This window comes from Longibacter sp. (genome assembly GCF_051155795.1).
Classification (GTDB): Bacteria; Bacteroidota; Rhodothermia; order Rhodothermales; family Salinibacteraceae; genus Longibacter.
In genome coordinates this window covers 20,513-35,633 of record NZ_DAXETW010000003.1, presented here as the reverse complement: position 1 = coordinate 35,633, position 15,121 = coordinate 20,513, and the positions used below count along the sequence as shown (strand labels likewise).

Annotated in this window: 10 protein-coding genes; 6 read left to right on the top strand and 4 right to left on the bottom strand. The window is 61.6% G+C overall.

Annotated elements, in window-relative coordinates; all coding sequences use genetic code 11:
- Nucleotides 1-1,043, bottom strand: a 1,043-nt coding sequence (gene murB / locus ACFCU0_RS00435; protein WP_434971679.1) for a UDP-N-acetylmuramate dehydrogenase, incomplete at its 3' end; no start/stop codon positions are given.
- 1,267 nt (nt 1,044-2,310) lie between these two features.
- On the opposite strand from murB, the gene ACFCU0_RS00430 reads away from it, so the two are divergent.
- From ACFCU0_RS00430 to ACFCU0_RS00415, 4 genes are all read left to right on the top strand, one after another.
- The gene (locus ACFCU0_RS00430) at nt 2,311-5,538 is read left to right on the top strand and encodes a SusC/RagA family TonB-linked outer membrane protein (RefSeq protein WP_434971678.1); all 3,228 of its coding nucleotides are present in this window, start codon (nt 2,311-2,313) and stop codon (nt 5,536-5,538) included.
- Nucleotides 5,539-5,638: 100 nt separating this feature from the next.
- On the top strand, nt 5,639-7,264 hold the full coding sequence (locus ACFCU0_RS00425) for a SusD/RagB family nutrient-binding outer membrane lipoprotein (protein WP_434971677.1): 1,626 nt from the start codon (nt 5,639-5,641) through the stop codon (nt 7,262-7,264).
- 450 nt (nt 7,265-7,714) lie between these two features.
- Nucleotides 7,715-7,876 (top strand): hypothetical protein, encoded by a 162-nt coding sequence (locus ACFCU0_RS00420; RefSeq protein ID WP_434971676.1) that lies wholly within the window; start codon nt 7,715-7,717, stop codon nt 7,874-7,876.
- Nucleotides 7,877-7,909: 33 nt separating this feature from the next.
- A complete protein-coding gene (locus ACFCU0_RS00415) occupies nt 7,910-8,278 on the top strand; it encodes an MGMT family protein (RefSeq protein WP_434971675.1) in 369 nt (122 codons plus the stop codon).
- A 147-nt stretch (nt 8,279-8,425) separates the two neighbouring features.
- Here ACFCU0_RS00415 and ACFCU0_RS00410 read toward each other — a convergent pair whose 3' ends face one another.
- The 3 genes from ACFCU0_RS00410 to add all read right to left on the bottom strand — a co-directional run bounded on the left by ACFCU0_RS00410 (nt 8,426) and on the right by add (nt 12,472).
- Nucleotides 8,426-10,000, bottom strand: coding sequence for an amidohydrolase family protein (locus ACFCU0_RS00410; protein ID WP_434971674.1), 1,575 nt, complete (start codon nt 9,998-10,000; stop codon nt 8,426-8,428).
- Between the two features lie 65 nt (nt 10,001-10,065).
- A complete protein-coding gene (aroA, locus tag ACFCU0_RS00405; RefSeq protein ID WP_434971673.1) occupies nt 10,066-11,358 on the bottom strand; it encodes a 3-phosphoshikimate 1-carboxyvinyltransferase in 1,293 nt (430 codons plus the stop codon).
- Between the two features lie 55 nt (nt 11,359-11,413).
- Entirely contained in the window at nt 11,414-12,472 is a 1,059-nt protein-coding gene (gene add, locus ACFCU0_RS00400) for an adenosine deaminase (RefSeq protein ID WP_434971672.1), read from the bottom strand.
- 368 nt (nt 12,473-12,840) lie between these two features.
- Between add and ACFCU0_RS00395 the strand changes: the two genes are divergently transcribed.
- Nucleotides 12,841-13,164: a Sec-independent protein translocase subunit TatA/TatB gene (locus ACFCU0_RS00395; RefSeq protein WP_434971671.1), complete on the top strand. Its 324-nt coding sequence runs from the start codon at nt 12,841-12,843 to the stop codon at nt 13,162-13,164.
- Between the two features lie 84 nt (nt 13,165-13,248).
- The gene (locus ACFCU0_RS00390) at nt 13,249-14,817 is read left to right on the top strand and encodes an amidase family protein (protein WP_434971670.1); all 1,569 of its coding nucleotides are present in this window, start codon (nt 13,249-13,251) and stop codon (nt 14,815-14,817) included.
- Nucleotides 14,818-15,121 lie beyond the last annotated feature (304 nt).

The window sequence follows — 15,121 nt, the reverse complement described above, 5'->3', positions numbered from 1 at the left end:
GCCTGGCGCTGCTTCGCAAGGTCGGCGGCTGTGACCAGGTCTGGATCCTTTGGGACGAAGACCGGGTCGTCCGCCGATGGCTCGTCGAATTCCCCGATGAAGCCGATCTCGGTTTCGAGTTGGTAGCCCGTTTCGGATTCCACGACGTCCTGAACGTGGCGGATCAGGGCGATCAGGTCTGCGGCCGTGGCATTGCCGTCATTCACGAAGATGTTCGCGTGGCGATGCGTGACGCGCGCGCCACCGATCTTCGCCCCTTTCAGCCCGCACTCATCGATCAGTCGCCCGGCCCCGATGCCCTCGATTTTTTTGAAGATCGACCCGACGCTCGGCTCGGTGTCCAGCGGCGGATGGCGGAGGGAGCGCCACTCGAGGTTCTCCTCCATCACCTGGCGCATTCGCTCCGGGTCGCCGGGCTCCAGCTGGAAGGTCGCCGAGAGCACCACGTCGTCCCGGTGGTGAAGGATGGAGTCGTCGTATCCGAACTCGAAGAAGTCGACGCCGACGGTACGGCGCTCATCTTCTTCCGTCAGCACGTCCGCCTCGTGCAGGACCTCCTCAATAAACATGGTTCGCTCGCGCGCGGGAGCGGGCGATAGGAAGTGGAGGTTCTGCCAGAGCGCCCCGCCGACGGTCGACGGGATGCCCACGTAGTGCTCCAAGCCACTGAGACCGGCCTCGACGGCTTCGTTGATCACGTCCGGGTACATGACGGCTCCGCTTTCCGCCCAGACGCGGCCCGCGTCCCGGTCGATGGACGTGTGAACGGCTGCGTTTCGGATGACAAGCCCGCGGAATCCGCGATCCCCGACGATGACGTTGGCGCCCATGCCCAGCAGGAAAAAGCGGATCTCGTGCTGCCGGGCGATTCGAATGGACCGGGCGAGTTCGTCTGCAGTGCGCGCTTCTACAAATACGTCGGCCGGCCCGCCGAGCTGGAACGTCGTATGCGGCGCAAGGGGAACGTCGCGCTGGAGGCGCTCCGCCCCGTACACGTCGTGGAGAGCGTTCAGGGCGGCGGTGGACACGGTTGGGTTCGGCACGGGACGGGGGTGAGGGCGATGCTCAGGGGTAGCGTGCGGGCGAAAGGAAGACGCTGCGAGCATTTATAACGGAGACGGGCGGGAAGGTTGCTTCGCTGGCGGGGCCGGCGGCACCCCTCTTGTGTGTAGAAAAAATGAATGGTCGCCCGCATTGTGACAAAGGCGAGGCGGGGTACATAACATGACAGGAATCTGAAAATTCGATGCTCGGGGCCGCAAACGGGGATGTCGAAGCGTCAATGTCCGATACGGTGCGTTTCCATTTGAATGGGTTGCGGAACATGATTTTCAAGATTCGTCTTGACATCCTCGCAGTCGGCTTGCACATTGTTACCGCTTCTTAAAGGACAGGGCGGCAGAACCGCCCGCGCCACCGTGCTCGGGTGCTTTCCGTCCCTGATGAAGTTTATTCCGGAAGCCCGATCCGTTGTTTTCGTCGGGTGCAGACTCGTATCCGGTGTACAACATCCCGTATTGCATGAGGCACGATGGTCTAATTGACGCTGTACGAAGCCGCTGGGCGTGCGTCGTGCGAACCCAGCCGTCCGGACCGTCGCGTCCTCTCCGTGTCGCCAGGCAGCATAGCACGCGGAGCGGGCGTTCATCCGCCTCCACTTACTCAAGCAGCATTCCCGGCCTTCGTCGGGGTGTGGGTGAGGGAGACGCGGTGCAGTCGCATTTCTGGACCGTATCGGTCAATTATCATCCGCTGCAAGCGGGAATTTCCACCAAGTCGTATGAACGGCCTGTGGCCGCGTCACCCCGCGGGTGGCGCTTTCATCCTTGCAATACGGTAGGCGACCGGCCGTAAATCGCCGGGCGAAGTTTCACTTCCCCTTGACTTCATCATCCTTTTTTGCAAGACTTACTGCGAATCTAATGCAAAGCATCTGGGGATTGTCTGAAAAGACGCTCCAGTGAACCGGTCTCTCTCCGTTGCGCCATCGCGTCCCACCGTGGTGTTCCGTAGCCGAGGCGGAGGCTCGTTCGCCGTTCTTCCCCGGCCGCAAGGCCGGAAGAGCCGGATGCCCACGCTGCGACTCGCGGCGCGGCACGCTGTGCCCGTCGTTCTCGCAGTGCAGTAGTTCACACACGCACGAGTTCTGATGTATAGATCGGTCCGCGTCCCACACGGACCGGCGACGACGTATCGGAGTCTCGGGCGGCTCTCACCGTTTCTCGGTTTCACCAGAGGACATCAACCATGAAGGCATTGTTTACTAAACTACTATGCGGGGTGGCAATACTGCTCCTCGCCCCTGCTTCTGTGCTTGCACAGGACGGGACCATCTCCGGGACCGTGACAGACGGTCAGACCGGCGATCCCCTTCCGGGTGCTACAGTACAGGTTCAAGAGCTTGGTATCGGTAGCGCCACCGACGTCGACGGCAACTACGAGCTGTCGGTGCCGGAAGGCGATCACGTTGTGACGGCATCGTTCGTTGGTTACAACCCAACGGAGAAAACGGTGACGGTCACGGCAGGCGAAACGACCAGCGTCGATTTCGCACTTGCTCCCCGGACGGAAGAGCTGGACGAGATTGTCGTCACGGCTCTCGGTATTGAGGAGGAAGAGCGGAGTCTCGGTTACGCGTCGCAGGATGTGTCCGGCGAGGAAATCGCCGAAGCCGCCGAGCAGAACGTGACCAACGCGCTTCTCGGTAAGGTCGCGGGCGTCCAGATTAATCAGTCGAACGGACAGGCCGGTGGATCCAGCCGGATCGTCATTCGCGGTAACAACTCCTACGTCGGCGGCGGTAACTCCCCGCTGATTGTTGTGGACGGTCAGCCGATCTCCAACGCGGAAGACGACAATCCGATTGGTCCGGACGTCTTCACGGGCGGAACGTCGAATCGTTTGCTCGACATCGATCCGAATTCGATCGAGAGCCTGAACGTCCTGAAGGGCGCCAGCGCCACCGCGCTGTACGGCTCGCGAGCGGCGAACGGTGCCATCATTATCACGACGAAGAGCGGCTCCGGAGCAGAAGGCGTTCGCGCCTCCTTCACGACCAGTGGCGGCTTCAATGATGTGATCATCGACGGCTACCAGGACCGCTTTCTTCAAGGGACGTCCGAGTGCTACACGAACGGCGTCCGGGAAGAGAACGGCGGTTACGCCGAGTTCGGTGACCCGAATTCCCAGCGGTGCTTCGATGAAGTCGGCGGCCCGGGAACAGGTGGTGTGACGCAGATCGGTCGGAGCTTCGGCCCAGCGCGTGATGCCGTTTCGCAGGCCGTGCTCGACTCGATCGGCCAGCCGCAGATCTTCGACCCGCGCGAAGACTTCTACGAGAACGGTACCAACATCGAGAACTCGCTGACGATCTCCGGATCGGGCGACTTTGGCAACGCGAACCTGACGGTTAGCGATGCGCGAAACCAGGGTATCGTTCCGACCAACTTCCTGAACCGCACCAGCGTACAGGGTAAGTACACGGCCGACCTGTCGGAGAAGATGACCGTGCAGCTGTCGTCCAACTACACGGAGACGAACCGGCGTTTCATGCTGGAGGCCAACGGACCGAACTCGTTTCAGTGGTCGCTCCAGAACGTGCCGATCAGTTTCGACATCACGGAAACGACGTATCCGGATGGGACGCAGCGAACGTACAACACGGGAAGCCGTGACAACCCGCTGTGGCTCTCCGAGCGGATCAACCTGCTCACGGACGTGGACCGCTTCATCGGCAACGCGAACGTGAGCTACGACATCCTGCCCTGGCTGGAAGTCCGCGAGCGTATCGGAGTCGACACGTACTCGCAAAACTTCCAGTCGCAGATTGCTGATCAAACCGCGGCAGAACCCGGCGGATCAACGGCCGACCAGCAGCTTGAGCGCCGGGAGATCAACTCCGACCTCACTGTGACGGCGAAGCGTAATATCACCGAGGACCTCGGGATGACGCTTCTCGTCGGGAATAACATCAGCAAGCGTACGGTGAACGCGAATACCATCGAGGCCGTGGGTACGGGTATTCCCGGTTTCTACAACATCAGCGTGTACGACAACACCACGCCGACGCAGTTCAGAGAAGAACAGGTGCTGATCGGTGCGTACTCGCGTCTGTCGCTGAACTATCGCGACTACGCGTACTTGCAGGTGTCGGCCCGTAATGACTGGAGCTCGACGCTTCCGCTGGATGAGAACTCGTATTTCTACCCTGGCGTGAGCGGTAGCTTCGTATTCACCGAGGCGTTCAGCGACACATTTGAAGACACGTTCCTGAGCTTCGGTAAAATCCGTGCCTCGCTCGCCCAGGTGGGTAGTGACACGGGTCCGTACGAACTCGTCACGGTATTCCCGCAGGCAGACGTCGGTGACGGTGTGCGTGGAGATATCACGTTTCCGTTCCGCGACCAGAACAGCTTCCTGCAAGATTTTGCTCGGGCCAACCCGGATCTGAAGCCGGAGATTTCGACCGAGTATGAACTCGGCACCGACCTCCGTTTCTTCAACAACCGGGCAACGCTTGACTTCACATTTTACAATAAGCTGACGCGCGACCAGATCTTCAGCGTGCCGCAGTCGGCTGCCAGTGGTTTTTCGAGCCAGGTCCGCAACGCCGGAGAGATCCGGAACAAAGGATTTGAGGTTCTCCTCTCGGGCACTCCGCTTGAAGTGGGCGACTTCACCTGGGATCTGAGCGTGAACTGGTCGAAGAATACGACGACCGTTGAAGAGCTCTCCGAAGGTGTAGAGTCGATCTTCCTCTTCGGATTTACGTCGATCCAGGTCCGCGCCGAAACCGGCGAGGACGGCTACGGCATCATCTTCGGTAGCCGCTACCTCCGCAACGGTGAGATCTCGGAAGACACGCCGGTCACGATCAACGGCCAGCAGCGCACCTCCCCGGTGGAGGGCTTCGGCGACGACGCTCTCATCATCACCGCGGACGGCACGCCGCTTGAGGCCGACAGTCCGGGCAGCATCGGAAACGTCCAGCCGGATTGGACCGGTGGCCTTCGCTCCACCTTCTCGTTCAAAGGGCTGACCCTTACGCAGCAGTGGGAGATTAGCCAGGGTGGCGACATCCTGAACTTTGACAATTACTACGTACAGGCGACGGGTAACATCGACCAGACCCTGGATCGTGGTAGCGAGGAAATCATCGACGGTATCCGTCAGTCCGACGGACAGCGTAACGAGGGCGAAAACGCCGTTGGCTATGAGCGCGATGAAGCCTGGTTCCGCGGTACCTCCGCAGACACCGATCGCTTCGTCTTCGAGCGCTACGTCGAGGACGCCAGCTACGTGAAGCTCCGCGAGCTGACGCTCGCGTACCGCTTCACGCTGCCGGAAGGTCTCTCGAACCGGTCGGGTCTCGACAACGTGCGCTTCGCGCTCACGGGCCGTAACCTGCTCACGTTCTCTGACTTCACCTATGGCGATCCGGCGGGTAGTCTCGACGGCGCCGGCAACGGACAGGGCTTCTACCACGGAGTCACTCCGACGTCGCGTCAGTACCGCGCCAGCCTGACTCTGGGATTCTAAATAAGCGGTCTGAACACCTCCTCGCCTTCGGGCGGGGAGGTCCGTTCAGACACCTTGCAATCCCGAATCACTATCCGTACGGATGAATAACATGCTTACGATGAGAATCCTATCTCAAAAACTCTTCTCGACAGTGCTCGCGGTGGCCTTTATTGGCCTGGCGATCACGTTCGCGGGGTGTGACAACCTCACGGACTTCAAGGAAATCAACGATAACCCGAACGACCCGACGAACCCCCCGTCGACGCAGCAACTCGCTGCTGCAACCACGCAGTTTACCTACGAAGTGGTCGCAAACGAGCCGGTGCGTACACCAACGCTCTGGACCCAGCAGCTCGCCGACAACGTGCAGGGTGGCGGCAACATCGACGTCTATCAGTACCGTGAAGTCGATGGCAACAACCTTTGGGAAGCCTTCCTGTACACCGGCTCGATCCGGAACGGTCGCAACATCGCCGACGCCGGGCTGGAGGAAGAGAACTTCCAGAACGCCGGTATTGGCATGGTCATCGAGGCCTACTCCTGGATGATCCTCACCGACCTGTTCGGCGATGTACCGTTCACGGAGGCGTTCCTCCCGGACGAGAACGTGAGCCCGTCGTACGACAGCCAGGAGATCGTTTATCAGTACATCATCGATCGTCTCGGCGAAGCACGTGAGAACCTTGGTAAGACAAACCTCGGTACGACGGATAATTCGGGTGCTGACCTTCTTTATGCTGGCGACACCAGCAAGTGGACGAGTCTCGCTTGGGCCCTCGAAGCCCGCGCGCACATACACTTGACGGAGTCCGACATCGAAGCCGGTGGCGTATCCGGACGCGAGGCCCATGCCCAGGCAGCCCTTGATGCCGCGCAGAATGCGTTCCCGAACGGCAATGCAGACAACCCGGAGTTTACGTTTCCGGGTGGTGAGAACGCCGAGAACCCGTGGTTCCAGTACACCATCCAGGATGTTTGGATTGTGTCACAGCAGGTTAGTGCGAACTACATCGACCTGCTGAAGACGAATGAAGACCCGCGTCTCCCAGTGCAGGCTCGCCAAACGGGTGCGGTCGACAATGCTGGTCTCGTTACTGGGTTTGAGCCGTCCGAATTCAACGCTGCTCAAGACTTTGCACCGACCGATTCGACGTACCGGGGCCATCAGAACGGTGCAGAGCAGTCGCAAAACATCGACGAGGTTTCGTCGATCGGATCATTCTACAGCGATGAAGACGCATCCGTCTTCTGGTTCAACTACTCGGAGGTCAAGTTCATTGAGGCCGAAGCGGAGTACATCCTTAACGGCGATGCCGTCAATGGATCCGTTGAATCGGCCTACGAGGATGGAATCAGGGCCTCCCTTGATCAACTCGGAGTGGTCTCTCGCCTCAGTGATTTGTCTCCAGACTCAGTAGCTGTTGATTCTATTGAAACGTTCGTCGACGACTTTGTGCAGGATCGCGTCGACGCGCTGAACAACGCGTCTGGACCGGATGCGCTTGAGCAAATCATCACGGAGAAGTACATCGCTAACTTCATCAACATCGAGCCGTACAACGACTTCCGTCGTACCGGCTTTCCGGATCTGCAGCCGCTCCCTGAGGGCGTGCTGGATAACATTCCGGCCCGTCTCGCCTACCCGGTGTCTGAGTACCAGACCAACGGTTCCAACGTCCCGGGCGATGTCCCGCGTGGCCCGCAGGCCGGTACCGTTCCGGTGGGTTGGGATCCCGGAGTCTAGGGATGTGATGATCTAAGCGGCTGCGATTGTGTCGCAGACGTATCTACGCAGGGCTCCGGCAACAGCCGGGGTCCTGCGTTTTTTGTTTCATTTCGCGTATCATCCTGTTACATTGTTTGTGATGTATACCGGTCGCAAGGTTAGACGCGCAACGCGATTTATCATACCCTAAATCCCCTCCAGGCATTCATTCCAGGCATGACTCCTGATCGACGAACGTTTACAGCGCACCTACTTATCATTCTGATCGCGGTACCATTATCTGCATGCCTGCCGCCCAGCTCGACGTCGGGTCCTGATCAGGGCCGCGATGTCTTAAGCCAGGAAGAGATCCAGACCGCGAGCCCTTCCGGATCCGCACTGGACCTCATTCGGTCCCTTCGACCTACGTGGCTGCAGAGAAACCGCAGTACGCGCGGTCTGCAACGAGGCTCGAGTACTCGAGGAGACTTGCCCAACTTTTACCTGGACGGGATGGAGCAGTCCGTATCCGATATGCAGAATGTTGCCGCCACCGCCGTCCAGAGAGCGATCTTCTTTTCTGCCCGAGAAGCGCAGAATCGCTTTGGCAGTGGAAACGAGAACGGGGCCATCCTGATTGTTACCCAGTAATCGTTGTTACCCAGTCATCGGGGCGTAACGGCTATGTCCGACTCAGACTCCTTCTACGAGCGCGTTTGGCAGGTCGTCGCGGAAATCCCCCGCGGGTCTGTGACGACATACGGCGACATCGCTGAATATGTAGGCACGCGGGCGGCGGCGCGTACCGTCGGATGGGCGATGAATGCCGCCGTCGGATCCGGGCTCCCGTGTCATCGCGTAGTGAACCGAAACGGTGAATTGACCGGGGCCCGCTTCTTCGAGACGCCGACGGTTATGGAAGAGCGGCTCCGGGCGGAAGACGTTCGGTTCCTGGACGATGGAATTGTCGATATGGACCGCCATCGATGGACGCCGACGGAGCACCTTCCCCCGGCCCGGGATTTTCTCAACGACGGCCTGGAGTCGGCCTGATGCCCGGCTGTTAGGGTGCCCCACATCGGAGCGACCGCTCATAGAAATGCCCCGGAGCACAGTGCGTGGTCCGGGGCTTTCGTACGCGACGGGCCGGGGTTGCATGCGGCCGCAGCGGGTGCGAGGGACGGTCTCTCGCGGAGTCGCTCAGTCGGCCGCCTGTGCGTCGTCCACGAGCTGGCGAACATCTTCCAGCAACGCCGGAGCATCATACACGATGCCGTCCTTGATTGTGTACCGTACACCCCCCACGCGGGTGGGCTCCTCGGTCTCGTCGTCGAGCTTTAGTGCCCCGATGCCGTACAGCACCTTCAGGTTCTCGATCGGGTTTTCCTCTACGACCACGAAGTCGGCTTTCTTACCGACCTCGATGGAGCCGATCTCGCCCTCCATCCCGAGCGCTTCCGCGCCGTTGAGAGTGGCTGCCTGGATGACCTCCAGCGGGTGGAAGCCGGCCTCCTGTAGAAGCTCCAGCTCGCGGACGTAGCCGAAGCCGTAGAGTTTGTAGATATACCCGCTGTCCGAGCCGGTCACAACACGCCCGCCGCGGTTCTTGTACTCGTTCAGGAAGGTCATCCAGAGGCGGTAGTTCTCCTTCCAGTCGATTTCATGCCGGGTGGTCCAGTGGAACCAGTAGGAGCCGTGCGCTTCCCGGCTCGGCTCAAAAAAGTCCCAGAGGGAAGGAAGGGTGTAATCGTCGTGCCACGGGGCATTTCGAGCGCGCATTAGGTCCCGACTCGCTTCGTAAATCGTAAGGGTCGGTACCATGGTGAAGTCGAGCGTTATCAGCGAATCCATCACGGTATTCCAGTGCTCGCTCCCCGGTGTCGCGGCCTGCTGCCACAGCCGTCCCGCCTCCCCGAAGCGGTGCTGCTCGTTGTTGTAGTTGTAGTCGGCGGGGTAGTCCTGGATCATGCGATCGGTGAAGAGCGCCTCGGGTAGGCCGTACCAATGCTCCATCGTGGTAAGCCCCCACGAGGCGGATGTCAGGGAATTCACGCGGGTGACGTTGAGCTGGGCGTGGTGCATGGCCGTGCCGAGCGACTGCTCGTTCGCCTCGTCGAGCGCTGCTTTCATGACGTCGGGGGAGGCACCGAAGAACTTGATCCCGTCCGCGCCGCGCTCCTTCACGCTTCGCACCCAGGAACGCGCCGCATCCGGCGTGCTCGGCGTCTGGTCCTGCCCCATTCCGAAGCCGACGTACGCGATGATGCGCGGGGCGACGATCTCGTTCGCCGCGCTGCGCTCGCGATGACGGAAGGTCCATTCCATTCCGTTGAAGCTGCCCGGCTCCCGCACCGTCGTGATCCCATGCCCCATCCAGAGCTTGAGCACGTATTCCGCCGTCGTGCCCTGGCTCACGCCACCGAGGTGACCGTGCATATCGATGAAGCCAGGGAGGATGTACATGCCCGACAGGTCGATCTCCCGGTCGCCGGCTGCCGGCCGATCGCTCTCATCGATCGGCACGCCGGGGTAGCCCACGCTCTCGATGCGGGTGATACGATCCCCTTCGACGACGATGTCGACCGGACCGATCGGCGGGGCGCCGGTGCCGTCGATCAGGGTGGCACCGCGAAGGACGAGCCGTTCGTACGGGCCATCTCCTTCCGTACGGTCCGGGGCAGCGGGCGGCGTTTCCTGGGCACGCGTCGCTGCCGGCAGGCCAGCCAGGATCAGCGCGAGGAATACAGGGAGCAAACGGCGGAGGGAGAGGGGCATAACGCCAGGGAAAACGTGACCTGAGAACATAGAAACACCGCGGCACCAACACGGGCAGCGGCAAGTTAGCGCGGCGTCGTCACTCGGTCCAGTTCATCCCAGAAGCCCGGGAAGGACACGCGTGCTGTTTCCGCACCCTGGATCTGCGTTTCGCCGTGCGCCACACAGGCGGCCACACCCATCGCCATGGCGATCCGGTGATCGTCGAAGCTGTCGACGGTCGTGCCGAGCAGGTTGGGCCCGTTTCCGTCGATAACGAGCCCGTCCGGCCGTTCCTCGATCTGCGCACCCATCGCCCGCAGGTTCTCGGTGATGGCGTGGAGCCGGTCCGTTTCCTTGACCCGGAGCTCCTCCGCGTCTCGAATCACGGTCTGCCCCTCCGCGCACGCGGCGGCAACGGCGAGAACTGGGATTTCGTCGATTAGATTCGGGATGACGCGCCCCCCGATCTCGACGCCTTCGAGCGGAGCCGACGTGACGCGGACGTCGCCGATGGGTTCGCTCCCCTCCGCCCGTTCGTTCTCCACCCGGATGTCCGCACCCATGTCGATCAGCACGTCGATCAGCGCTGTGCGGGACGGGTTCAGCCCGACGTTCTTAAACCGAATGGCGCTATCGGGGGTAATTGTCGCCGCGACCATGAAGAAGGCGGCGCCCGAAAAGTCGCCCGGGACCGTCCACGTCCTCGGATCGATGCGATGGCCGCCGTCCACGTAGATTTCGCGCACGCCGCCGACCTCGTGCGTTTCCAGGCCGAGCATTCGCTCCGTGTGGTCGCGGCACCGTGTCGGCTCGACGACGGTGGTTCGCCCGTCGGCGTACAGGCCGGCAAGCAGCACGCAGGATTTCACCTGTGCCGACGCCATCGGCAGGCGGTACTTGATGGCGGAGAGGCCGTCGCGGGAGGGGCGCAGCCGAATCGGCGCATGGCCTTCGACCAGGATGACGCGCCCGCCCATAGCCTTCATGGGATCAGCGACCCGTTTCATGGGCCGTTGCTGGAGCGAGTCGTCGCCGGTCAGAACGCTGCCGAACGGCTGTCCGGCGAGGATCCCGGACATCAGGCGCATGGTGGTGCCGGAATTGCCGCAGTCCAGCGGGGCGTCCGGCGGTCGCAGTCCGTCGATGCCGACGCCCTCGATCACCAAAACATCGTCGTCATCTCGGTGCATCGACACGCCCAGGCCGCGCAGCACGTTCAGCGTAGACTGCGGATCGGCAGACTGCGGATAATTGTGGATGCGACACGTCCCGTCGGACAGGGCGGATAGCATGGCCGAGCGGTGCGAGATCGACTTGTCCGCGGGGAGGGACACGATGCCTCGAAGGGAGGAGACCGGCGAGAGAATCTGCGTCATGGGCAGGCGGGCGGAAGCGAGCGAGGCGGTGAAGGGGCGGGGCGCTCGGGGTGATTTACCACATAGGCGTTTCCTGACTGGGTGCAAGGGGGAAGTCGTCGATCACGCTCCGGAGCATCGCCTGCTTCTGGTCACGGTGGATGAAGGCATATCGGAATCCGTTGAGTGCGATCTCGCGGAGCTGGTCGGCGTCGATCTGGCAGTGCTGGTGCACGCTCCAGAGCTCGTCGGTGACCGAGGTGCGGCTGAAGAGCCGGTTGTCGGTGTTCACCGTGACCGGGACGCCGTTATTCACGTACGTCGTGATCGGGTGCGCCTCCAGGCTGGATACGACGTGGGTCTGAACGTTCGACGTGGGGCACATCTCCAGCGGGATGCGGTGATCCGCGAAGTATTGCATCAGTTCCGGGTCCTCCTGCAGGGAAATGCCGTGGCCGATGCGGTGAGCGCCGCAGTAGAACAACGCCTGACGGATCGAATCCGGGCCCCACGACTCCCCGGCGTGGATCGTCAGGTTCAGGAGGTGGTTTCGCGCGTGATAGAAGGCGTGGAGGTGGCCCTTCGGCGGGTTGCCCGCTTCGCCACCGGCGAGGTCGAATGCGACGACCCCGCGATGACGGTATTCCGCCGCCAGTTCCGCCTGCCGCATCGACGCACTCTCATACCGGTCGCGCAGGCCGCAGATGATCAGACCGGTGTGGATGTCGAGGTCGCGCTCGGCATCCTTCAGCGCTTGCAGAACCGTGTCGTTTACTTCTTCCAGCGACAGCCCTTCCTCGGTGTGGAGGATTGGCGCGTATCGTAGCTCGAGATGACGGACATTCTCTTCCGCGTTGTCTTCCGCCAGTTCGTAGGTGCAGCGGTAGAGGGCCTCCTTCGTCTGAAGCAGCGGGATCGTGTAGCGGAACCAGGCCAGGTAGGCCTCCAGCGTCTCCGAGTCGTCCACGTCCCGAAGAATCTCGGCCAGCCCTTCCACGGAGTCGCTCGGCAGCACCTGCATTTTCCCCTCCGACCGGGCAAGATCAATCATCGTATCGAGGCGGAGCGAGCCGTCGAGATGGCAATGCAGTTCGGCCTTGGGCCAGGCGAGAATGTCTTCGCGGGTGAGGGTCATGCAATGCGTTCGGTAGATGAGAAAGACAGGACGGCAGGGGGGCGCCTCATCCCCGGGTTCTGACCGCGCGGGATGTTCGTTCGTAACCGGGGGAGCGGGGAAGCGGTTTCGCCTCCTGTAGCACGGCGTGACGACACGAGCCAGACCCTGATGCAAACAGGAACAGTGATCGGATGAATCAGACGGCGCGCTCATCAATTGGAATTGGTAGTCAACCATGCTCGACTCCAGAGGGATGATTGCCTGACAGACCGTCCGGGCGTTCGTAGTCCCTTCATGGATCGGGGATGAACTGCCGAAGGCTCAGCGAGTAGGATCACCGTTGCGGCTTCGCGACGTGCACGATTTTCAAAAATCCCCGTTTTGCCATGGGTACTCCCGGCCCGCTCGAACTCTTTCTTATCTTTCTCGTCGTGTTGCTGATTTTCGGGGCAAACAAGATTCCCGAGATCGCCCGTGGCATTGGCAAGGGCATCCGCGAGTTTAAGGACGCCACGAACGAAATTTCGCGCGAACTTCAGGCCGAAGACCAGCGGCGACAGATCGATCAGCCGCGTCCGCCGTCCCAGGGTGCGCCTCAGGCCCGTCAGAGCGAGGAGCCCGTAGCTCGAGAGGAAACACAGGAGCAGGTACCGCCCGAGCCCGCCCGCGCAGACAACCCGAGTGACGAGCCGTCCACGGACGCGAAGTAGTCACGACGGCGCTCTGTCCAGGGGGCGCCTGCCTGCGCCGAATCGTTTCGATTCCTTCCCGACGCGATCCTTGCCTGTTGTACGATGAACACGCCGACGTTTGCTGAAGCCCACCGGGCGATTGAGCAAGGAGAGACCAGTTGCGAAACGCTGGTCTCTTCGTTTATTGAGCGCATCGACGAACGGAATGACGAGTTGAACGCGCTGCTGACCGTGGATCGGGACGGAGCGCTTAACCACGCGCGCTATCTCGACAGCCAGCGGGAGCGGGGCAACGCCCGTCCGCTGGCCGGGCTGGTGCTCGCGGTCAAAGACAATATCTGCATTCGCGGGCAGCAGGTGACGGCCGGATCCCGCATGCTGAAGGATTTCTCGTCCATGTATGACGCGACCGTGATCCAGCGGTTGCGCGATGCGGGGGCCATCTTTATCGGCAAAGCCAACTGCGACGAGTTCGGCATGGGCTCGTCAAACGAGACATCTCACTTTGGGCCCGTTCGCCACCCGAAAGCCACCGAGTTCGTGCCGGGAGGCTCATCCGGTGGGTCTGCAGCCGCCGTCGCCGCCGGGTTCTGTCAGGTCGCGCTCGGATCCGACACCGGTGGCTCGATCCGGCAACCGGCCGCCTTCTGCGGAACGGTGGGCCTGAAGCCGACCTATGGGCGCGTCAGCCGTTCCGGCCTCGTCGCGTACGCCTCGTCGCTGGACACGATCGGGCCGCTGGCGCGATCGGTCGAAGACGTTGCAACGATCCTCGGTATCATCGCCGGGGAGGACGAAGCGGACAGCACGAGTGCGCCGGTATCCGTCCCCGACTACCGGGAGGCGCTCGAGGCGAGCGTGGGGGACACCGTCTCGGGACTCCGAGTCGGCATCCCAACGGAATATTTTGCCGACGGACTGGATCCCGAGATCGACCGGATGATACGCGCGCAGGTCGAGGCGCTGGAGGACGATGGCGCCGTGGTTCAAGAGGTATCGCTTCCCCACACGCAGTACGGCGTTGCGACGTATTACCTTCTGGCAACGGCGGAGGCGTCGAGTAACCTCGCCCGGTATGACGGGATCCGCTACGGACATCGCGCCTCGGAGGAGGAAACGGCGGAGGTGCTCCGCAAGCAGCGGGCCGACCTGAAGGAGGCGAAACAGGAAGCCGAGCGGCGCGGACATACCGACCGGGCGGAACAGATCGAGACCCAGTTAAAGGATACGACGTCGACGCTCGATGCGCTCTACACCCGCTCTCGCTCCGAGGGCTTCGGCGACGAGGTCAAACGGCGCATCATGCTCGGCACCTACGTTCTCTCGGAGGGCTACTACGACAAGTACTACGAGAAGGCGCAGCGCGTCCGGACCCTCATCCGCCACGACTTCGATACGGCGTTTGAGGAGTGCGACGTGCTCATTGCGCCGACCACGCCGACCGACCCGTTCCGGCTTGGCGAGAAAACGGACGACCCGCTCGCGATGTACCTCAGCGACGTCTTTACGGTGCCGTCCAGCCTGGCCGGCGTTCCGGCGCTGAACGTCCCGATTGGGTCGCATCGTGACGAGCCGCATCTCCCCGTCGGCATGCAAATCATCGGCCGCCACTTCGACGAGTCGCTTCTCCTCCAGGTCGGCCAGGCCGTCGAACGGATGAACGAGGGATGAATGGCGAATTACGAATTGAGAATGTTGAATGGCGAACGTCGAATTTCGAACCTCGAATTCCGAATTGAGCGCGTTCAAGGCCACTCTTCGAACGTCCCGACGCCTCATCACGCGGTACTCATCACTCGGTACTCATCACTCAGTACTCAGCCCAACGCAGAAGCGCACGAAGAAATGCCGCAGATTTTGCGGTTACGCGATGTGCACCGTACCATCGACATCGTGGAGGGAGAAGGCGCTGCGATGACTCTGCTGGATCCTTTCGCATCCCGGCCCGCGCGCCTGCGCGAGAGCATCGTTTCGA